This window comes from Niabella sp. (genome assembly GCF_030150205.1).
GTDB lineage: Bacteria > Bacteroidota > Bacteroidia > Chitinophagales > Chitinophagaceae > Niabella.
Genome location: NZ_JASLGT010000002.1, coordinates 379558 through 399476, shown reverse-complemented (window position 1 = coordinate 399476; position 19919 = coordinate 379558). Strand labels below are relative to the sequence as shown.

General features: G+C 47.9%; 19 protein-coding genes. 12 read left to right on the top strand and 7 right to left on the bottom strand.

Annotated features, from left to right (window positions below; all coding sequences use genetic code 11):
* Positions 1 to 60 precede the first annotated feature (60 nt).
* Entirely contained in the window at positions 61 to 1302 is a 1242-nt protein-coding gene (locus tag Q1V85_RS02240; protein WP_300596998.1) for an MFS transporter, read from the top strand.
* Between the two features lie 11 nt (positions 1303 to 1313).
* Here the strand turns inward: Q1V85_RS02240 and Q1V85_RS02235 are convergent, their stop codons facing one another.
* On the bottom strand, positions 1314 to 3368 hold the full coding sequence (locus Q1V85_RS02235; protein ID WP_300596996.1) for a M48 family metalloprotease: 2055 nt from the start codon (positions 3366 to 3368) through the stop codon (positions 1314 to 1316).
* A gap of 131 nt (positions 3369 to 3499) precedes the next feature.
* On the opposite strand from Q1V85_RS02235, the gene Q1V85_RS02230 reads away from it, so the two are divergent.
* The 5 genes from Q1V85_RS02230 to Q1V85_RS02210 all read left to right on the top strand — a co-directional run bounded on the left by Q1V85_RS02230 (position 3500) and on the right by Q1V85_RS02210 (position 7441).
* Positions 3500 to 4909, top strand: coding sequence for a pyridoxal-dependent decarboxylase (locus Q1V85_RS02230; protein WP_300596994.1), 1410 nt, complete (start codon positions 3500 to 3502; stop codon positions 4907 to 4909).
* Between the two features lie 256 nt (positions 4910 to 5165).
* Positions 5166 to 5672, top strand: a complete 507-nt coding sequence (locus Q1V85_RS02225) for an ArsR family transcriptional regulator (protein WP_300596993.1) — start codon at positions 5166 to 5168, stop codon at positions 5670 to 5672.
* A 2-nt stretch (positions 5673 to 5674) separates the two neighbouring features.
* Entirely contained in the window at positions 5675 to 6031 is a 357-nt protein-coding gene (locus Q1V85_RS02220; protein ID WP_300596991.1) for a hypothetical protein, read from the top strand.
* Between the two features lie 11 nt (positions 6032 to 6042).
* Positions 6043 to 6441 (top strand): hypothetical protein, encoded by a 399-nt coding sequence (locus tag Q1V85_RS02215; RefSeq protein ID WP_300596989.1) that lies wholly within the window; start codon positions 6043 to 6045, stop codon positions 6439 to 6441.
* 109 nt (positions 6442 to 6550) lie between these two features.
* Complete coding sequence (locus Q1V85_RS02210) at positions 6551 to 7441, top strand: TIGR01777 family oxidoreductase (RefSeq protein WP_300596987.1); 891 nt, start codon at positions 6551 to 6553, stop codon at positions 7439 to 7441.
* A 235-nt stretch (positions 7442 to 7676) separates the two neighbouring features.
* Here the strand turns inward: Q1V85_RS02210 and Q1V85_RS02205 are convergent, their stop codons facing one another.
* Complete coding sequence (locus Q1V85_RS02205) at positions 7677 to 8333, bottom strand: metal-dependent transcriptional regulator (protein WP_300596985.1); 657 nt, start codon at positions 8331 to 8333, stop codon at positions 7677 to 7679.
* Between the two features lie 142 nt (positions 8334 to 8475).
* Between Q1V85_RS02205 and Q1V85_RS02200 the strand changes: the two genes are divergently transcribed.
* From Q1V85_RS02200 to Q1V85_RS02180, 5 genes are all read left to right on the top strand, one after another.
* A complete protein-coding gene (locus Q1V85_RS02200) occupies positions 8476 to 9276 on the top strand; it encodes a penicillin-binding transpeptidase domain-containing protein (RefSeq protein ID WP_300596983.1) in 801 nt (266 codons plus the stop codon).
* Between the two features lie 62 nt (positions 9277 to 9338).
* Positions 9339 to 10130, top strand: a complete 792-nt coding sequence (locus Q1V85_RS02195) for an MBL fold metallo-hydrolase (RefSeq protein ID WP_300596981.1) — start codon at positions 9339 to 9341, stop codon at positions 10128 to 10130.
* Positions 10131 to 10333: 203 nt separating this feature from the next.
* The gene (locus tag Q1V85_RS02190; RefSeq protein WP_300596979.1) at positions 10334 to 10801 is read left to right on the top strand and encodes an SRPBCC family protein; all 468 of its coding nucleotides are present in this window, start codon (positions 10334 to 10336) and stop codon (positions 10799 to 10801) included.
* A gap of 203 nt (positions 10802 to 11004) precedes the next feature.
* Entirely contained in the window at positions 11005 to 11349 is a 345-nt protein-coding gene (locus Q1V85_RS02185) for a tRNA-binding protein (protein ID WP_300596978.1), read from the top strand.
* 25 nt (positions 11350 to 11374) lie between these two features.
* Positions 11375 to 11890: an O-acetyl-ADP-ribose deacetylase gene (locus Q1V85_RS02180; RefSeq protein ID WP_300596976.1), complete on the top strand. Its 516-nt coding sequence runs from the start codon at positions 11375 to 11377 to the stop codon at positions 11888 to 11890.
* Between the two features lie 35 nt (positions 11891 to 11925).
* On the opposite strand, the gene Q1V85_RS02175 is transcribed toward Q1V85_RS02180, so the two are convergent.
* The 4 genes from Q1V85_RS02175 to trpB all read right to left on the bottom strand — a co-directional run bounded on the left by Q1V85_RS02175 (position 11926) and on the right by trpB (position 16793).
* Positions 11926 to 13110, bottom strand: coding sequence for a carboxypeptidase-like regulatory domain-containing protein (locus tag Q1V85_RS02175; RefSeq protein WP_300596974.1), 1185 nt, complete (start codon positions 13108 to 13110; stop codon positions 11926 to 11928).
* Positions 13111 to 13339: 229 nt separating this feature from the next.
* Positions 13340 to 14416: a TlpA disulfide reductase family protein gene (locus Q1V85_RS02170; RefSeq protein WP_300596972.1), complete on the bottom strand. Its 1077-nt coding sequence runs from the start codon at positions 14414 to 14416 to the stop codon at positions 13340 to 13342.
* A 246-nt stretch (positions 14417 to 14662) separates the two neighbouring features.
* Complete coding sequence (trpA, locus tag Q1V85_RS02165) at positions 14663 to 15433, bottom strand: tryptophan synthase subunit alpha (protein ID WP_300596970.1); 771 nt, start codon at positions 15431 to 15433, stop codon at positions 14663 to 14665.
* 163 nt (positions 15434 to 15596) lie between these two features.
* Positions 15597 to 16793 (bottom strand): tryptophan synthase subunit beta, encoded by a 1197-nt coding sequence (gene trpB / locus Q1V85_RS02160; RefSeq protein ID WP_300596968.1) that lies wholly within the window; start codon positions 16791 to 16793, stop codon positions 15597 to 15599.
* 861 nt (positions 16794 to 17654) lie between these two features.
* Between trpB and Q1V85_RS02155 the strand changes: the two genes are divergently transcribed.
* A complete protein-coding gene (locus tag Q1V85_RS02155) occupies positions 17655 to 17858 on the top strand; it encodes a hypothetical protein (protein ID WP_300596966.1) in 204 nt (67 codons plus the stop codon).
* Positions 17859 to 17921: 63 nt separating this feature from the next.
* On the opposite strand, the gene Q1V85_RS02150 is transcribed toward Q1V85_RS02155, so the two are convergent.
* Positions 17922 to 19919 (bottom strand): OstA-like protein, encoded by a 1998-nt coding sequence (locus Q1V85_RS02150; RefSeq protein ID WP_300596965.1) that lies wholly within the window; start codon positions 19917 to 19919, stop codon positions 17922 to 17924.

Genomic DNA, 19919 nt, shown 5'->3' with positions numbered 1-19919 from the left:
CATCCTTTGTAAACTAAAAAAACAACCTTATTTTCAGTTTTTTATTAACGACAACTACATATGAAACGATCGCTGCAGGTCCAATTATCCGCCATGATGTTCCTGGAATTTTTTATGAAAGGGTCCTGGTTTGTAACCCTGGGCACCTACTTAAAAAGTAACCTGGGGGCCGCTCCCCTGGAAGTTTCCAATATTTTCTCCACCCAATCACTGGGCGCCGTGGCAGCCCCGTTCTTTATCGGTTTCATTGCAGACCGATTCTTTAATGCCGAACGGGTGATGGGGATACTGCACCTGATCGGAGCCGGCTTGCTGCTGCTGATGTACAAGGCCGGCAACGCAGCCAGCTTTTATCCCTATGTGCTCCTGTATTTCATCGCTTATATGTCTACCCTGGCCCTTACCAGCTCAGTTTCTTTCCGGAATCTCAGCGATCCCAAAAAGCAATATCCATTCATCCGCCTGTTTGGAACCATGGGTTGGATGGTAGCCGGCTGGTCTATCAGCTATGTGTTTCATTGGGATACAAAGGAAGCCGTGGCATCCGGACAATTGCACAATACGTTTCTGCTGGGCGCCGCCTGTTCACTGGCACTCGGCCTCCTCTGCTTCCTGCTTCCGGCTACACCGCCCTTAAAGAAAAATCAAAAATTTTACTGGGGCGATGCGCTGGGATTGCAGGCCCTTGGCTTGTTAAAACAAAAAGGGTTCCGGGTGTTCTTTATCACGGCCATCATCATCTGTATTCCCATTTCGTTTTATTACCAGCATGCCAATCCCTTCCTGGTGGCTACCGGCCTGCCCAACCCCACGGGCAAAATGGCGCTGGGGCAGCTTTCGGAGATCATCTGCCTGCTGCTGATCCCGTTTTTCTTTGCTCGGCTTGGGTATAAAAAAATGATGCTGATCGGTATCAGCGCCTGGGCGCTGCGTTACCTGCTCTTTGCGTTTGGCGATGGGCAGGACCTGGCGTTTATGCTGATCCTGGGCATCCTGCTGCACGGTGTTTGTTATGACTTTATGTTCGTGGTCGGACAGATCTATACCGACGCCATTGCAGGTAAACAATACCGGTCATCTGCCCAGGGCCTGGTAACCGTGGCCATGTACGGGATCGGGATGCTGATCGGCTTTTGGGTAGCCGGGTTCATTTCCGAAGCACTTAAGGCATATGAAGGCACTACTTACTGGCGTTACATATGGTTGTCACCGGCTGCCATGGCCATTGTTTGTATGCTCATCTTCCTGGTACTGTTTAAGGAACAGCCAACACAGGAACCGGCCGCACCGCAAGCAGCCTGACAGGGTGAGGATCATACCCGATCCGCAGTATACAGCAGCCCTGCCTGTTTTTTCAGCAGATCCTGTTTCAATATAAAATAGCCGCGCCCGATCAGAAATCCATAGTGATTTAAACTATCAAGCAAGAGTTGTAATACGGCATCGTCATAATGATCCACTACATAATAGGACTGGTCATTTCCCAGGTACCGGGTTAAGGTATCCTTCATTTCCACGGTGCGTGCCGGTTCGTAAAGCGGATCTTCCAGCACCGTTTTTAATTGTACTTTAAACTCCTGTTCTATAGGTTTTAGTTGCTCAAAATTTGACTGGATAACGCTATGCGGCGTTGCCTCATAAATAAAAGCCAACCGGCTCCAAATGTTGCGACAGGTTTCCAGCCGGGTGTCGAAAGACTGCTCATAAGCAAAAAGCCGGCTATACGCTTCTTTGATCGTTCCTGCACAACCCCGTTGTTCTGCGATAAAAAGTAAATGCCTGAAAATATTGAGGTCATTCTCATGAATACCCTGGTTAATGGCATCAAGGCTAATCTTTAACTGCTGTTGCACCGCCGCGGCCTCTGTCTTTTTATATTTAACCCCATCATAGTCAAATGTTTTCACCTTGACTTCCTGGTCTGTAATCTGCTGCAATATTTCAATATCATTTTTCAGCGCCACCGCTGTATACACCCTGTCTACATTCGCTTCGCCAAAAAAATCTGTATCGGCCTGCTGCGAAGCATTGATGGTTTCGATATCAAAAACATCGATGTTCTTGTCATCATAATAAGACCGGAACACAGGGTCAAATGTATGCTCCAGGTAGTTACGGCTGTAGTCTGCTTCAAATGCCTGCAGCGGATAGCGCTCCACCGAATCTGTATATTTCACATTCCGGAATATCTGGTCGGTAAAATATTCCTGGTAATGCTCCAGTTGCTTTACCATTTCATTGGCCGGTGCACGATTATACTGCCTGTTTCCCTGCTGCAATGCTTCCATACGCGCCACCCGCTCTTCTGTAGAAGGATGTGAAGCCCATTGGTTATTCAGTTTCAGTCGCGATTTATTGAATTTTGCGCGATGAACGGGTGTTACCATCGGCAGCCCGTCTTCAAAAAGAATACCGTCTGCACGCGCCTGGAACCGGCTGATATAATCCTGCTCCGGGTATACATTGGTACTCCTGGTATTCGCGGTAATCTTTTGTTCATAGAACCGTAAAACAGCGGCAAATGCATAATCCGAAAGATCCATACGCCACAATGCATTTTGCAGGGGGGCCGCACCGGCAACCGTTGCCGCTATTTCATCTGCATGGTATTCCATCTCCCGCGAAAGGCCCAGATAACTCAGGTTTACCACCTGGTACATTTTGCCCAATATCCATTGAATGCCTCCCACGATCTTTACCCCCATCGCCACAAAAACGGCAAAATACCCGCTGGCATTGCTCCATTTCTGCATCAGGCTGTTGTAGGAGTTATTTTCATACAGCATATTAAAGATGATCTGGTTCACATTATAAACATAGCTCCCCACTTTCATGGTGCGCTGGGAAAAATGTCCGAACTCGTGTGCAAGAATTGCCTTTAACTCGTCCTTTGATACTGTGTTGACCAATCCCAATCCGATCTGCAGATTTTTCTGCACCGGTAAAAACATGCTCCAGAAACTGGAATCATAGAACACGGCCGCATTTACTTCAGAAGAGAGATATACATTTTTTGGAGGAAGGGTATTTACACCGGCAACAATTGCGTCGATCATCTCAAACAGTTCCGGTTCATCACGGCGTTCGATCTTCAATAAATGAGACCGGTCTGTTTTTTTTGAGCTGAAAATAAATTTAAACAGGAACATCAATACAAACAGACCGAGGGCCGCCAGGCCAATCCCCAACATAACCGTAGCAAACCGGGGTATATGAGCCACTAGTTCAATGGCAACATATACACAGGCAACCGCAAATGCCAGTCCTAAAAGCACGAGCAAAAGATACACCAGGATAAACGCTATAATCGAAAAAATGGCCTGCCGGGTACGGCGACGGAAATCATCCGTTAATTGAATATTCTTCATTACAGTTTTAGTTTTTAGCGAGCCAAGGCCCCTGCTACAAAGATTGACACTTTCCGGCAAATACAAAAATATTTTATCTCCCCGTTGCTTCACCGCATTGACCTAATTTTACATGCTTCAATCATCAACATATGAACAAACAGTTGCAGGAAGATCTTTCTTCGCTCGAAAAAATCATTCAATTGGTCGGCCGGCAGGGACTGGATTATTTACAACAACTCGACCAGCGCTATACTTCCGCAAACAAGGAGGCACCGCAGGAAGGGAGCCTGCCTGAAAAAGGCATGGGCGCTATCGAAGCCCTGCAACAGTTCAACAACCGATGGGAACCCTTGATGGTGGCAGCTTCGGGCCCGCGTTACTGGGGCTTTGTAACCGGCGGTACCACCCCTGCTGCTATAGCCGGCGACTGGCTCACCACCATTTATGATCAAAATACCCAAGCCATAAAGGGCTACGGCGATATCTCTGCCGCTATTGAACTGGAAACCGTTCGCCTGCTGCAGGAATTGCTGGAGCTGCCGGAGGATTTCCTGGGCGGCTTTGTAACCGGCGCCACCATGTCGAACTTTACCTGTTTGGCCGTAGCCCGCCAATGGCTGGGACAACAACAAGGCACCGATATCGCAAAAGACGGTGTAAAAGCGCCGCTGCCGGTGCTTACCGCAACCCCACATTCTTCCTCCGTAAAATCGCTGGCCTTACTGGGTTTTGGCAGCAGTCATATCACCACCATCAAAACCAAGGAAGGGAACCGTGAAGCAATGGATATGGCCGACCTCGAAGCAAAGATCCTCCAGCTGAATGGCCAACCTTTTATATTGATCGCTAGCGCAGGTACCGTAAATACCGTGGACTTCGACGATTTCACTGCGATCGCTGCGTTAAAAAAGAAGCATGCGTTCTGGTGGCATATCGATGCTGCCTTTGGCGGATTTGCGATCCTGTCTGATGTCTACCGTCATTTACTGAAGGGCTGGGAGCAGGCAGATAGCATTACGGTAGATTGCCATAAATGGCTGAACGTTCCTTATGAGAACGCCGTATTCCTTATCAAACGTATGCACCGCCTGTTGCAGGTGAGCACTTTTCAAAACTCGAACGCGCCTTACCTTGGAGATCCGCTGGAACAATTTAATTACCTGAACCTTCTTCCGGAAAATTCAAGACGCCTGAAAGCCCTTCCGGCCTGGTTTACCCTGAACGCCTATGGCCGCGAAGGATACCGCTCTATTATTGAAAACAGCATACGGCAGGCCCTGAGTTTCGGCGCCTTTATCGAAGCCTGTCCGCAACTTCAATTGCTGGCACCTGTACGTTTGAATATCGTTTGTTTCTCCCTCGCCGGTGCCACTGAAGATCCGGAAAAAGTGGCCGCCTTTCTTTCTGCATTGAATAAAACCGGCGATGTTTTTATGACCCCAACACAATATAAAGGACAGGCCGGGATCCGTGCGGCCTTCGTCAATTTCCGAACTACAGCGAAAGATATCGAACGGGTGAAAGCATATATACTTCAGTTGCTGGCTGCTGGTATATAATATCATGCATGTAAAACAGAGGCGGCTGTGGCAACAAGGTTGAAACTCTGGCCAACGCACCTGTATCAGCGCTGTTGCTTCTCACGCAACAGCGCCAAGGAACAGCAAATGCGGCCCTTTGCGTTCTGTATGAAGACTGCCCTATTTCAATACCAACAGCCACGATCAGTTCCGGAAAACAATAACTTATTGAATTTTCAATATTTTTTGAAAATTCAATAATAACATATATCTTTGTATCCGAAACATACATCCAATGAGTTTAGAAACATCCAAACAAAAATTTATCGATACTTGGGGCGCACTGGGCACGGAGTGGGGCATTAATAAATCGGTGGCCCAGGTACAGGCCCTGTTACTGGTTTCGGACAACCCGCTTTCAACGGACGAGATCATGGAAACACTGACCATTTCCCGCGGCAATGCCAATATGAGCCTGCGGCAATTGCTGGACTATGGTATTATTTATAAAAAAGTGATCGCCGGCGACCGGAAGGAATATTTTGTGGCGGAAAAGGACATCTGGAAATGGGCGCTTAAAATCGCGCTGATGCGCAAGCAAAAAGAAATTGATCCGGTGTTAAATGTGCTGACGGAACTGGAAGCGGAGACAAAAAAAGACAAAACTGCGGAGGGAAAGGCCCTGCATCAGACGATACACGATATACAGGCATTTACGGGGCAGCTGAGCACGCTGGTAGAACGGGTAGCCGGTTCTAACCGGGGTGAGCTACTGTTAAAATTACTCAAAATCATTGCATAGCCATGAACTACAATATCCTTGCCTACTGCATCTACGCCTCCATCACCATTTACATTATTTGTTGGGTTGGACGGCTATTTCACCGGAACGGCAGGATATTTATTCTACGGCTTTTTCATTATCATGCGGCGCAGGCAGATGCCACCAATAATATCCTCCTCATTGCCTATTACCTGTTCAACATCGGCTACGCCATTGTGCAATTCAGCAACTGGAAAACCGTGCTTACGATTCCCATGCTCATTGCTTCCATCGCCGGCAAAACCGCTATCCTGGTAAGCATCCTGGCAATGACCCATTATTTCAACATGGGGCTCATCTATCTTCTGTCCAGGCGGAAACTTCATTATTCATCATAAAACACATCATCATGAAAAACTTGACTGTAATAGCGTACCTGGTTTACTTACCAGTGGTGATCCTTCTTACCTTTTATGTAGCCCACAGCCTGTTTCGCAACAGCCTGGTATACATGAAGGACATCTTCAACGGGCGCGATGAAATAGCCGTTGCTACCAACACCCTTTTCAAGATCGGCTTCTACCTACTCAATCTTGGGTTTGGTCTTTATATCCTGGAGATCGCCCAGCATCTTGAAACACCCCAGGCCGCCATCGAGGCCCTGAGCGTTAAGATCGGAGGTTTCAGCATTTACCTGGGCGTTATGCTGTTCCTGAACCTGTACCTGTTCTTCAGGGGTAAAAAAGTTGCCCGGCAAAAAAGGCTGAGCGCGGGCTTTGTTACGCAGCAGCATATACCCCAGGTATAAACAACCGGAACCCGGATGCGGCAACATAGAAAGGAGGTATCAGACATTCCGGGAGCCCTTCAGGATGAAGTGCAGCTTTGATACCGCCTTTCTTCTAAAAAAATACACGATGAAACAAAAAATAGTGATTGCAGGCGGAAGCGGGTTTATTGGCCAGTACCTGCTGAAACGGTTCAGGGAAGCAGGCTACGATGTACGGTTGATTTCCCGTGATGCCGCTTACATTACCTGGTCTGATATCAATAAAATACAAGCAGCCCTGGAAGGTGCGGAACTGCTGATTAACCTCGCCGGGAAATCGGTCGATTGCCGGTATACGAATGCCAACAAACACGCCATACTGGATTCCCGTGTAGCCACCACCAAACGGCTTCAGCAGGCAGTTGACCAGTGTGAGCATCCGCCCAAACTATGGATCAACTCCAGCACCGCCACTATTTACCGCCATGCAACGGACCGTCCTATGGATGAAAACAGCGGTGAGATTGGAACCGGTTTTTCCGTAAAAGTAGCCAGGGCCTGGGAGCAAGCCTTTTTTGAAATCCACAGCACCCCAACCCGTAAAGTAGCATTACGGATGGCCATTGTATTGGGAAACGGAGGTGGGGTTATGCAGCCATATAGCAACCTCGTTCGTTTTGGACTGGGAGGTGTACAGGGTAGCGGCCGGCAGGTGTTCAGCTGGATCCATATAGAAGATGTGTACCGTATTGTACGCTTTATGATGCAACAACCCGCACTGGAAGGCATCTACAATACTTCGGCACCGCACCCCGTTCTCAACAAACAATTTATGCAGGCATTAAGAGCACGAATCAAACCGATGGTCTATTTTTCATCCCCCGAATGGTTATTAAAGCTGGGAGCAGCGGTTATCGGAACAGAAACGGAGCTGGTATTAAAAAGCAGATGGGTCATTCCAAAAAGATTACAGGAGGCCGGCTTTTCTTTTCAATATCCTACGATCGATGCAGCGCTGGATGAGATTTTTTTAATTTGATATACATATTGGCCTTCTTTTTAGGGAACAGGGAGACCAGGGGGACCGGGGGCTTGCAAACAGACAAAACAATTCATGGTTTAAGAGTGATACCCGGCTTTCCATTTGGTGCCGGATCTCCAATCCCAGACATAAACAACTGATTGCTGAAAACTGAAAGCTGAAAACTGATGATTTCGTTTGATACCTGATGATCTATTAACTCATTTCCACATCTTCAAATTTTCAAATTCCCTCAATCCACCAGCAAACTATTTGCAAACTTTTCCGAAACGGTAAGCTTATCCTTTCCCACCTGCAGGGTCATGGAACCATCAAAGGAGATCTTTTCCATCACTTTGATCTTTGTACCAATACCGATGGACAATTGCTCCAGGTATTGCAAAAAAACGGGGGATGTATCTTTTACAGCAGCCACCGTACAAAACTGCTGCACCGTCACTGACGAAAGCAAGGTAGTGGCCCGGGGCGGCATTTTGCCATTGGACTTGGGAATGGGATCCCCATGCGGATCATAATCCGGATAGTTTAAAAATTTATCCAGCCGCTCCGTAAGCTTGTCTGATTGGATATGTTCCAGTTGTTCCGCCACTTCATGCACCTCGTCCCAGCTAAACTCCAGTACCTCGCAAAGAAAGGTTTCCCATAAACGGTGCTTACGCATCACAAATATGGCAATATCCCGGCCCGGGCGGGTAAGCGAGATCTTCCCATATTTTTTATAGCTTACATATCCCTTTTCCTTCAACCGCTTCAGCATATCGTTTACGGTTGCCGGCTTCAGTCCCAGGTGCGTTGCAAGATCATTGGTTCCCGCCTCTTTTTTGCCGGCATCCTCAGCTGTAAGATAAAGCAAAGCCTTTAGATAATTTTCTTCGGTATTGGATAACATCTTTCAAAACTACCAAAAAACGCTATACAAAAGTTAGATCCTCCTAACATTATTCCGGCCATACAGGTTAGCAACCGCTGATATTTTTTTTGTCCCTTCGGCCTGTAAAATGCATCCTGTGTATTAAATTGCAGCATCCATTATGCGTTTACTCTTCTTATCTTTTTTCCTGCTGACCGCAGTTTGCACCCGGAGCCAGACCGGCCTTCAACAACCGTTCAACGCCTGTGGTGTAACGGGCAGTACCACCATATTTGATCTAAAACACAACCGTTGGCTGATCACCGACAGCACGGATGCCGGAACAGGTACGCAACCGGCCTCTACCTTTAAGATCATCAACCTGCTGATTGCCCTGGAAACCGGTGTAATCCGGGACGAGCACACGATTGTAAAATGGCCAGGGCACACGGACACCACATTGTACGGATACCGGCCCGATATTTACAGGGATATGAGCGTAAAGGAAGCCTTTGAGGTGTCTGCAGGATGGGTGTTTGTAGAACTGGCCAAACGCATTGACCGGAAAAAATATCAATACTACCTGGACCGGTGTCATTATGGCAATGGCAACCTTACCGAAAAAGGAGCCGACTTCTGGAATTTTGGCGCCTTTGCTATTACCCCAAAAAACCAGGTAACCTTCCTGATTAAGGTGTATAAGGAACAATTACCGTTTTCAAAAAGGAACCTGGCCATCCTGAAAAATGTAATGATCACCGAAACCAATGATCAGTACACGATCCGCTCAAAAACAGGATGGACGCGGATTGCAGAAAAAAATATCGGCTGGTGGACGGGATACCTTACCACCCATGACAATGTATACTTTTTTGCCACACGTATTATAAATGACCGGGCGGCAAACAATCCTGACTTTAGCAATTGCCGGAAGACCATCACCCGTCATTTTCTCCGCCAGGTGGGCGCATTAACGGACTAAGATCCGGGTGAACAGCCAGCTGGTAAAAAAAACCTATCATTGCTATAGAAAAACAACATTCCATGGCACTCCTGTCTTTTATTTGTACAACCTGTGGTACCGGCTATGCCCCGGCAACCCAACCTCCTGCTACCTGTGCAGTTTGCGAAGATGAACGTCAGTATGTAAACCCCTTGGGACAAAGCTGGACCACGCTTAAACAGCTTAACCGTACCCATAAAAACATCATCGATAAGGTGGGTGAAGGACTGTATGCGCTTTATACCGCATCCGATTTTGCCATCGGACAGCGGGCACACCTGCTAAAAACGCCGGATGGTAATATCCTTTGGGATTGTATTGCCAACCTCGATGCCACAACGATGGAACTGATCCACGCACTGGGCGGGATTCAAAAAATGGCCCTCTCGCATCCGCATTATTATACCACCATGGCTGAATGGAGCCAGGCCTTTCGGGCACCAGTGTATATTCATCAGCGGGATGCCGGCTGGATCCCCCGCAGGGATTTTGACCTGCAACTATGGGATGGATTGAAAACGGAACTACTTCCCGGTGTTACATTAATCAACAGTGCCGGCCATTTTGATGGCGGTGCTGTTTTGCATTATGACCGGCTTTTATTAGTGGGCGATATTATACAGGTAGCCCCCAACCTGAAAACGGCAAGCTTTATGTACAGCTATCCCAACAACATACCGCTCGATAAAAAAAGCATCCTGCATATCCGGGACTCGCTGGAAGGGGTTACTTTCGATGCCATGTATGGTGCCTTCGGCCGGTATATTACACAACAGGCCAGAAAGGCCTTTGATGATTCTATTGCACGCTATCTGAAGATCTTTGAATTGTAACCGGACTTTAAGAGGCCGTATAACAATAGCTTCACATAAAAAGGAATGTTGATTCTTTCACGCAGGTAGCAAGAACAAGCGCAGGAAAGCATCAGTTGGCGATCTGCGGAAAGCATCTGCGAAAACCGGTCTTCAGTTAAAAACGCCATGCTTGCTTTACTGCGGTTTATAGGCTACCTTTACTTTATAAAACGCCTGAATCTATGTCCGCAACCACACAAAATTTTGCAAAGGCAGAAATGCTGATTCGCAAACCCGTTGCAATGGTTTTTGAAGCCTTTATCGATCCGGCGGTCACCACGAAGATCTGGTTCACGAAGAGCTCGGGGAAACTGGAACCCGGAAAAACAATTGAATGGATATGGGAAATGTATAACCATACGGTTCCCGTGAATGTGACCGATATTGAACCCAACCGGAAGATCGAAATTCAATGGGGTAATTATGAAGCGCAAACAACGGTAACCTGGACCTTTACGGCCATTGATGACGACAGGACCTTTGTAAGCATTATAAACAGCGGTTTTAAGGGAGATACGGATCAGCTTATGGCACAGGTGCGGGACTCCACAGAAGGATTTACATTGGTGCTTGCCAATCTGAAAGCATTGCTGGAGCACAACATCCGGTTAAACCTGGTGGCGGACCGTTTTCCAAAAGAAATGCAATAACCCGGCACAATGATACCTTCCTGCGAGCCCCCTGCCCCAGGCAGATTCAGCAGGAACAGCGGTATATCATTGCTACATTGTTTTGCAGCTATAATCGTTTACCGGTATAACGGACAGGTCATTTGAATGCCCCTTATCATCCGTGTTCAAAATAGCTTTTAATTTTTTTATCGTATATTCCCCATTTACATAAAACCATGAATATGCAGGAAGCGCCCACCATTAACTGGTCGGATTTTACAAAAATTGAAATGCGCGTAGGAACTATTACGCATGCGGAAGTTTTTAAAGAAGCACATAAACCCGCGTATAAGCTCACCATTGATTTTGGAGCATATGGCCTTTACAAATCCTCTGCACAGATCACCACTCTTTATAGTGCTGAGGCATTACCGGGTAAACAGGTGATTGCGGTTCTGAATTTTCCACCCAAACAGATCGCTAATTTTTACAGCGAATGCCTGGTATTGGGCACGGTTGGGGAAGCCAATACCATTACCCTGCTTTCCCCGGAGCAACCCGTACCCAACGGCCTCAGGATCGGATAATCAAACAGGCATTAAACCAATGTATATGATCGAAGTGATCTCCGGCGACATTACAAAAATCAAAGCGGATGCCATCGTAAATGCAGCCAACACTTCTTTAATGGGCGGCGGTGGTGTGGATGGTGCCATTCATCGCGCCGGCGGACCGGAGATCCTGGCGGCCTGCAGAGAGATCGTTGCCCGCCAGGGAGGCTGTAAAACCGGGGAAGCGGTTGTTACCACTGCCGGACGTCTTCCGGCGACCTATGTGATCCACACCGTTGGCCCTGTGTGGAACGGCGGCCAAAGAAAGGAAGCGGAAATGCTGCATGCCTGCTATACCCATTCGCTGGAACGGGCTGTGGAATACGGCTGCCAAAGCATTGCCTTTCCGGGCATCAGTACCGGTATTTATGGTTACCCTAAGCAAGAAGCCGCTGCTATTGCCGTAGCCGCCGTAATGCAATTTCTCGAACAGGCGTCCACCATTAAAAAAGTGCTCTTTGTATGTTTTGATGCGGAATATGAGCAGTATATCCGGCGGGAATGCAACCGGTATTAACCGGCAGCCATCCGTTCCGGACGCGCCCGTTTTGATCAGGGCTCATAATCCAGCGGAAGCATATCGCCCACCCGGTTGCTCCAGCCCCAGTAACCCGAGGTGATCAGATCTTGCGGCAACGACCAATTGCCCCGTTCGTCAATAACGATCGGGCCCTTCAGCTGTAACAGGGAACGCGGATACCCGGTTGAACGGTTCGGCGCTCCGATATATTGCAGGTATTCCGGATCTTCCATAACACCGTGGTACGTAATGGCCAGGAAATGATCCCAGTTCACGATCTTATAATTATCGACCGTTCCTGTAAGTATGCTATCGGTCTTTAACGACGCCCGGGCATAATAATCCGTATAGTCAGCCTGACTCAATACCTTTTGATAATAGGCTGCCGAATCCTGCAACTGATCTTTCATAATGCCCGTTCTCGTCAATTGAAGCGCCCGCACTGCTGCAATTCTTCGCACCCGCTCTTTTTCCGTATTCGGTACCCGTACCATCCGTTGTACCTCAAATTCTTGTACCGCCAGCTGGTCTTTATACAGCGCTCTCATAAAATGCATGGCGGAGCCATAATAGGCCTTTTTCCGGTTCCGGGCTGCAGCCCTGCGCGATGTTTTTTCCCGGTCTAAAAATAAGGCGTAGCCAGAATAATACGAATGAGGTTCGTTAAAACTGATTTTAAAATCCTGAAGATCGTACCGGATGATGTATCCCAGCTGCGGGTTCTCAATCATCAATGGCAGATCGGCAACGGCCTCTAACAGTCCCTTATCTTTATAGTAACGGAAACGGATCACTTCTTTATTCTGCAGGATGCATTTGCGGGCCACCGGCGTTCTTCCTAAAAAGTTCTCCAAAAAAGTCTGGCCCCATTTTTCCCAGGTTTCCACAATATAGCCGCCCACCGTCACATTCTCCAGTTCCTTTATTTTGGGTTTCAATTCAAATTGCAGGCTCAGGGGCGTTGTACCAGGCTTAACGGTATATACCAGTGTTTCAAAGCTCACTCCCGAAACGATCAGCTCCCCGGCGGGCACCTCTGCCAAATGAAAACTACCATCTGTAGCTGTAACGGTTCCCACCGAACTGTTGTTTACAAAAACACTGATCCCTGCAATGGGTTGCCCGGAGCCTTCGGCTACTACGCGCCCCGAAACCGGCCGTTGCCCCGCTGCCGGCAATATGCAACAATAAAAGAAAGCAATTAGTGCATACCTCATACCTTAAATATACCCACAATCATGCATACAACAGAAGCATCCCGTCATAAAATTTCGCGGCATATATTAACATATCGCCGGTTCAAATGGGTACCATAAAGGGAAACGCCGCCATCCGGTATCAGGACTATGCAGCTTTTCTTAATTATAGAAAAAGTATTGGGTTAGCACCATGCGATGTCCGATCTCTATAAGATCCTGTCGTTACAGGCAGTGCTGAACCGGCTGCTTATTTTTTATCGAGTAATGTGGCCAGCTTCTGCTCCAGGTCTTCACCACGGAGATCTTTGGCCAGGATCTTTCCATCGGGGCCAACCAGCAGGTTCCGTGGAATGGCGGTAATCCGGTATTTCTGGGCTACTTCATTTTCCCAACCCTTCAGATCGCTTACCTGCGTCCAGGTCAGCTCATCTTTTTTAATGGCCGCCAGCCAGCGGTCCTGCTCTTCATCGAGCGATACGCCCAGTACGGTAAAATTTTTGTCTTTGTATTTTTTAAAGGTCTTCACCAGGTTTACATTCTCTCTCCGGCAGGGTCCGCACCAGCTTGCCCAAAAATCAACCAGTACATATTTACCACGGAATTGTGCCAGCGATACATCCCGGCCGCTGGTATCTTTTTGTGTAAAATCGGTTGCCGTACTTCCCACCGCATTAAAACGGGCATCGATCAGCGCTTTCTTTAGCTGTCCGCCAATGGCCGTGCCCATCGCTTCACTGGTAAGCATCTTCGCTCTTTTTTCCAGTACTGAAACATCTTCTGTAAAACCGATGGTAGACAGGATCACCATGGCACTTACCGGCGAAGAGGGATGTTTGGCTACAAACTGGTCTACCGATTTTTGAATATCGTCTATCTGTACTTTCATTGCATCACTCAGTCCCTTGTTTTCGGCACCCGATTGTAATTGCATACCCAGCTGATCGATCTTTTCAAACTTGGGAATAAACTGGTCCTGGAATTCGGTAAACGCATCCTGGGTCTTTGAACCGGTAAACTTCCAGTCATCGATCTTTGTTTTTACAGATCCGGCCACTTTTACTTGCTCGTTTCCCAGGAATACAGCCGTTTTCATTGTATCGCCCACCATCAGCCCTAATAAAGTAGCCGCTTCCAGTTTGCTGCTTAATGTAAACGCGCCCCCTTTCGATTTGGTTTCGCCCAGCGGAGAAGAGCCATTTTCAAGGTCGATCAATACCACAGCAGTATTATCGGGCAATCCTTCCACGGATCCGGTTAATGTTAACTTTTGAGCCATGGTGTATAACGGCAATACCAATGCAAGAAGAAGACTGATTTTGTTCATTTAGATCTATTTTTTATAGTATGATGTTCCTAAGAACATATTCCCAGTAAAACAAGATTACGATTTTTTTGTTGCGCCTGTTTAACCCGAATGCAGCATTTACTACCGGTAGTTGTCTGCATTTGCTTTTTAATACCGGTAACGCGTTGATTACCTGACGTGCACCACTGCGTATGGGTACTGGCCGCCCATATGATTTAGCAAAACATTAAGTAAGTACAGGGCATGCAATGGTGACGCAATGCATCAGCCCAAAACGTTTTTGATAAAATTGCGGGTAGTGGCCGCCAGATCCGTTTGGCCATCCAGTGCCTTGATATAGGCAGAACCGATGATGGCTCCGTTGGCATACTTACAGGCCCTGGAAAACGTTTCCTGGTCTTTTATACCAAAACCAACCAGTACAGGATTGTTTAACCCGTAGTTTTTTAAACGCTCGAGGTATTGTTCCACCGCCGAAAAATCCTTTTCATTACCAGTGGTTGAAGAGGAAGATACTGCATATAAAAAGCCGCTGCTGAGTGCGTCCAGCTGGCGTACCCTTGCTTCGGAGGTTTCGGGGGTTACAAGAAAAATAAAGTTGAGTCCATACCGGTCCACGATCGCTTTATACGTCGTTTCAAATTCAAAGGGTGGCAGGTCCGGAAGGATCAGTCCGTCTACACCTGCGGCTGCAGCATCTGCGCAGAATTTTTCAAAGCCGTATTGCAACACCGGGTTCATATATCCCATCAATACAACGGGTATATGGATACGGTTCCGCATAGACTGTAATTGCTCAAACAACAGGGAAAGGGTCATGCCCCCCTGCAGCGCAATAGAGCTGCTGTTCTGGATCACCTCTCCATCTGCCAGCGGGTCGCTGTAAGGCATTCCCAGTTCAATAATATCCGCTCCGCTTTCCTGCAACGCCTCCATCACCGGCAGGGTACTGTTTACCTGCGGGAAGCCGGCGGTACAATATACATTTAATACGTTCTTTTCTTTTTTTGCAAATAGCTCTTTTAAGCGGCTCATCAATATTCTTTTATTAATCTTTCTCTTCGTTAAGTTATTTCATTTTTAAAACGGCGTCCTCTTCACCGATCAGGTGTCGTCTGGAATTTTCAAAATCCACAGCATTGATCAGTTCTATATCTGCATATACCAGTCCCATAGTTTAACCATTTACCCTGTAAAGTTACGCTTTAGTGCCCATGGCCTTCATATAGGTTTCCATATCCTTATCGCCACGGCCGCTCAGGCAAACCACGATATGATCTTCCTTTGCAAAGGAAACCTTATTGAGGGCCGCCAGCGCATGCGCGCTTTCCAGGGCAGGGATGATACCTTCCAGTTTGGCCAGTTCAAAGGCCGCATCCAGCGCTTCCTGATCCGTGGCGTTTAAAAAGGTGCCCCTTCCGGTTACAAACAGGTTGGCATGCATGGGCCCGATCCCCGGATAGTCTAACCCCGCAGAAATGCTGTAGGGTTCTTCCACCTGGCCGTCTGCGGTTTGCATCAGGAAGCTTTTACTTCCATGCAGGATGCCGGGTTTTCCCAGCTGGGTTGCCGCTGCGCTCATATGGGTATCAATACCACAGCCCGCAGCTTCCACCGCATAAATACCTACTGAAGGTTCATCCAGGAAATGATAAAAGGTTCCGGCAGCATTGCTACCGCCCCCCACACAGGCAATCACCGCACGGGGCAGTTCGGTTCCGATTTTCTCCGCCAGCTGTGTTCTTATTTCTTGGCTGATCACGCTCTGGAACCGGGCTACCATATCCGGGTAAGGATGCGGCCCCACCACACTGCCAATGATATAAAACGTATCATTGGGATTATTGATCCAGTCGCGGATGGCTTCATTGGTAGCATCTTTTAGTGTTTTGCTGCCGCTTTTTGCCGGGATCACGGTGGCGCCCAGCATCTTCATCCGGGCCACATTGGGTGCCTGGCGTTCAATATCTTTTTCGCCCATGTATACAATACATTCCAGTCCTTTCAGCGCGCATACAGTGGCCGTGGCCACCCCGTGCTGTCCGGCGCCGGTTTCTGCAATGATGCGCTTCTTGCCCAGGCGTTCGGCTACCAGGATCTGGCCGATGGTATTGTTTACCTTGTGTGCGCCCGTATGGCAAAGATCTTCCCGCTTCAGGTATACGTTTGTGCCGTACTTTTCACTCAGCCTTGCCGCATAGTACAGCGGCGTTGGCCTTCCGGCATAATCTGTAAGCAAGAGTTGATATTCTTTCTGAAAAGCCGGATCTGCAATAATGTTAAGATACTGCTCGCGCAGCTCCTCTACATTCCGGTACAACATTTCGGGGATATAAGCCCCTCCAAATTCCCCATAATAGCCCTGCTCATCCGGTTGTTTATATGATACCTGCATATTTGTTTATTCGAAATATTTTTTTGTGAGGCGTAAAGATACATGAAATGTGCTTTATTCCCTTGCAGCTGAGGTCCTCCTTTGGGGTTGGTTTTTACCGCGGAGGCGCGGGGGCGCAAAGGTTACGCCGAGATTTGGTTAATGCTCCTGAAATAAAAACTGCGATCCTCCCTACCTCCTTTCTCTGCGCTTGATTTTACCGCGGAGGCGCGGGGGGGGCGCAAAGGTTACGCCGAGATTTGGGCAAAAACTCCTAAAATAAAAACTGCGATCCTCCCCTACCTCCCTTCTCTGCGCTTGATTTTACCGCGGAGGCGCGGGGGGCGCAAAGGTTACGCGGAGATTTGGGCAAAAACTCCTAAAATAAAAACTGCGATCCTCCCTACCTCCTTTCTCTGCGGTTGGTTTTACCGCGGAGACGCGGAGAACGCTAAGGTTGCGCGGAGATTTACATAAAGCTCCTGAAACAAAAACAGCGAATACTCAGCGGCCTCCTTTCTCTGCGGTTAACTTTTACCGCGGGGAACGCTGAGATTACGCGGAGATTTGGGAAAACTGCTAAAATAAAACCTGCGTACATTCTGCGGCCTCTGTTCTCTGCGGTTCGTTTTCTCGCAATTACATGACACTAAACTCCATACCCCTATCAATGCCATTTCCTTAAACAATTTTTATGGTTGCCGCAGATACGCTGATTGCGCCTGCAGCGCTTTTCTGCGACATTGTTGTCGTTAAAGCCGATACCAAATCTGCGCATCTGTGGCTTTAAGGAAACGACATTGATACCCCTATGTGCAAAGAAAAATTTTGAACCGCCTTTTTGAGGGTGTATATTTATACGCCCCATTATAACCGGGAGTCATGAGAGTCATTTTAGACGATAACAGCGCGCACCCCGAAAAGGATGCGCATCAGTCGGCTTTTTTGAATAATATCAGTTTTACAGCAGACGCCATTGTTCATCTTACAGGAACAACAACCCTTTTCAACATTTCAGAATGGATATGGCATATTGAAATCATCGACGGCAGGGAATGGTACATCGTAACGGATAAAAAAGCCTGAAACAGTAAGGCCCGCAAGGGCACAGCGCTATAAGGTCTGTAGCAACAGACCTCATCGTCCAGGCTATTGCATAAGATCATACTTTGTTTTCGGCCGCTCCGCTTCCCGCCATTTAAAATCGGGTAACCGCATTTCATTTGGCGATTTATCTTTCAGCGGATAAAGGGTGCCGCTGGCATCGGACCTTAACACCACTTTCTTCAGCGTTTTATTGGCGAAATAGGCATCCAGGATATCGGATTTGGTCTGATTTACACCAATATACGAGCTATCGGCATCCTGCACATAATAAATACATTCCGTAGAGCCTTTCGCCCGTACAGAATCCATATTGCCCTCCGTAAAATAACCATCCAGCCGGGTGGCCTTTACCTGGTTATAAGCCTGGTCTTCTATATGGTTGATCATAAAGCCGCGCTTGTAGGCTTCAAAACGGTTGATCTGTTTGTTCCTGGTATGCAGCATGATAGTATCACCGGTTATCTGACTGGCCTGCCCCCAAACAACAGGATCCTGGTAAAGCCGGAATGTGGAATCTTTAAAGGAATAGAACAGGCTGTCGCAAATGGCCTGCAGGGAATCACTGTAGATCCGCACATTGTGAAACGCCTCAAAGTACCGGTTGGTACTGTCATTCGCCGCTGCCGTGCTCTTCGATGGCGGCAGTGCTTTTGCGCCTTCCTTGGGAGCTGTGGCTACATTACCGGGCTTCATTACCACTTTATCCAGCGCTTTGGGTACATCTGTAAGGGCTTTTCCCGGTATACTATCCCTAACAGCTGCCTTATGTTCCGGATCCGTTGAGGAAGGCAGGGGAATCCCTTTTTCCCGGGTTACTTGTTTTGCAGGTCCTGCGGAAGCTTCCCGCGCCTTTGCCAATGCCTTTTCCGCACCGCTCCTGTTCTTTGCCTGTATACTGTCGGCAACCGCTATCGCTGCGGATTTTACTACCGTTGAATCGTTTCCGGTAAGGGCCGCTTTGCTGGCGGAAATTTCCAGCGCCGTTTGGGCACCCAGGGAATCCAGCGGCTTCCCGTTCAGGCTATCCGGTTTTATCTGGATACTGTCGCCCCCCAGCGCCGGAGATACTACATACAGATCTGTAAGTTTCGCACTGAACAGGGTATCCCCCGTAATAAAGATCGAATCTTCCCCCTGTTTGATGATCATCAGGGGTTTTAATGTAGCCAGCACGGCTTCCGTAACCCGGTTCTGGTAAATCAGGTTTCCTATGATGGTTGTTTTGCGTATGGTATCAATCACCACCGCATTTCCCTCTGCTTTGGCAAAACCCTTGTCCAGTGATACCTTGTCTGCTTCCACCGTAACGCCCTTTCCATCATTGATCAGCGGGCGCTGGCCAAACTGGGCATCGCCGCTTTTGAGGTTATAATATCCTTCCCGGGTATCAATGGAGGCACTGGTGCTATCCTTGATATGGGTCATCGCAATAAAACGGGCCACCTGGTTTTCTGTATTATACAACAGGGAATCTGTAGTAATCTTGTACCCGGGATCATTTACGAACACGTTTTTTTTGAAGTAAACGTCCTTGATATCCGTATAATAAAACGCTTCCTTACTGGTGATTACCGTACGCCGGTTTACGACCTTTCCGCCATTTTTATAGGTGGCAATATTGGTGGTCATATTGTACTCCATATCCGGCGTGGTCAGCGTGGCATGTCCATCGGTTAGCTTTACATCCTTATCCAGGTATGCGATCTGCTTATCGGTAAGGTACCTTAAATGCCCGGAATAGATATTGGTGGTATCCGAATCGTTGATGTGCACATTGCCCCAGGCCTCAAAGGTCCGGAGCCGGTCATTGCGCACACAACGGTCACATTTAAACGTAGTGTTTCCCTGCTTCATTACCACATTCCCCACCAGGATGGTCAGCGTGGTGCTGTCATTTTCTTTCTTTATCGAAAGGCTGTCTGCATGTATGATATCGATGGGCGTTCCTCCCCCGGGCGAAGCCTGCTGTGCACGGATCACTCCCGTCCATACCAGCAACAGGAACAGGAAACTGTATCTTTTTAAAAGGGAAGTCTGCAT

What these genes read in the sequence shown, in the direction of transcription:
- Q1V85_RS02235 (WP_300596996.1), bottom strand. Translation starts at nt 3,368, where the DNA reads ATGAAGAATATTCAATTAACGGATGATTTCCGTCGCCGTACCCGGCAG.
- Q1V85_RS02240 (WP_300596998.1), top strand. Translation starts at nt 61, where the DNA reads ATGAAACGATCGCTGCAGGTCCAATTATCCGCCATGATGTTCCTGGAA.
- Q1V85_RS02190 (WP_300596979.1), top strand. Translation starts at nt 10,334, where the DNA reads ATGTCCGCAACCACACAAAATTTTGCAAAGGCAGAAATGCTGATTCGC.
- Q1V85_RS02230 (WP_300596994.1), top strand. Translation starts at nt 3,500, where the DNA reads ATGAACAAACAGTTGCAGGAAGATCTTTCTTCGCTCGAAAAAATCATT.
- Q1V85_RS02175 (WP_300596974.1), bottom strand. Translation starts at nt 13,110, where the DNA reads ATGAGGTATGCACTAATTGCTTTCTTTTATTGTTGCATATTGCCGGCA.
- Q1V85_RS02155 (WP_300596966.1), top strand. Translation starts at nt 17,655, where the DNA reads ATGAGAGTCATTTTAGACGATAACAGCGCGCACCCCGAAAAGGATGCG.
- Q1V85_RS02180 (WP_300596976.1), top strand. Translation starts at nt 11,375, where the DNA reads ATGATCGAAGTGATCTCCGGCGACATTACAAAAATCAAAGCGGATGCC.
- Q1V85_RS02195 (WP_300596981.1), top strand. Translation starts at nt 9,339, where the DNA reads ATGGCACTCCTGTCTTTTATTTGTACAACCTGTGGTACCGGCTATGCC.
- Q1V85_RS02215 (WP_300596989.1), top strand. Translation starts at nt 6,043, where the DNA reads ATGAAAAACTTGACTGTAATAGCGTACCTGGTTTACTTACCAGTGGTG.
- Q1V85_RS02205 (WP_300596985.1), bottom strand. Translation starts at nt 8,333, where the DNA reads ATGTTATCCAATACCGAAGAAAATTATCTAAAGGCTTTGCTTTATCTT.
- Q1V85_RS02220 (WP_300596991.1), top strand. Translation starts at nt 5,675, where the DNA reads ATGAACTACAATATCCTTGCCTACTGCATCTACGCCTCCATCACCATT.
- Q1V85_RS02170 (WP_300596972.1), bottom strand. Translation starts at nt 14,416, where the DNA reads ATGAACAAAATCAGTCTTCTTCTTGCATTGGTATTGCCGTTATACACC.
- trpA (WP_300596970.1), bottom strand. Translation starts at nt 15,433, where the DNA reads ATGAGCCGCTTAAAAGAGCTATTTGCAAAAAAAGAAAAGAACGTATTA.
- Q1V85_RS02150 (WP_300596965.1), bottom strand. Translation starts at nt 19,919, where the DNA reads ATGCAGACTTCCCTTTTAAAAAGATACAGTTTCCTGTTCCTGTTGCTG.
- trpB (WP_300596968.1), bottom strand. Translation starts at nt 16,793, where the DNA reads ATGCAGGTATCATATAAACAACCGGATGAGCAGGGCTATTATGGGGAA.
- Q1V85_RS02200 (WP_300596983.1), top strand. Translation starts at nt 8,476, where the DNA reads ATGCGTTTACTCTTCTTATCTTTTTTCCTGCTGACCGCAGTTTGCACC.
- Q1V85_RS02210 (WP_300596987.1), top strand. Translation starts at nt 6,551, where the DNA reads ATGAAACAAAAAATAGTGATTGCAGGCGGAAGCGGGTTTATTGGCCAG.
- Q1V85_RS02185 (WP_300596978.1), top strand. Translation starts at nt 11,005, where the DNA reads ATGCAGGAAGCGCCCACCATTAACTGGTCGGATTTTACAAAAATTGAA.
- Q1V85_RS02225 (WP_300596993.1), top strand. Translation starts at nt 5,166, where the DNA reads ATGAGTTTAGAAACATCCAAACAAAAATTTATCGATACTTGGGGCGCA.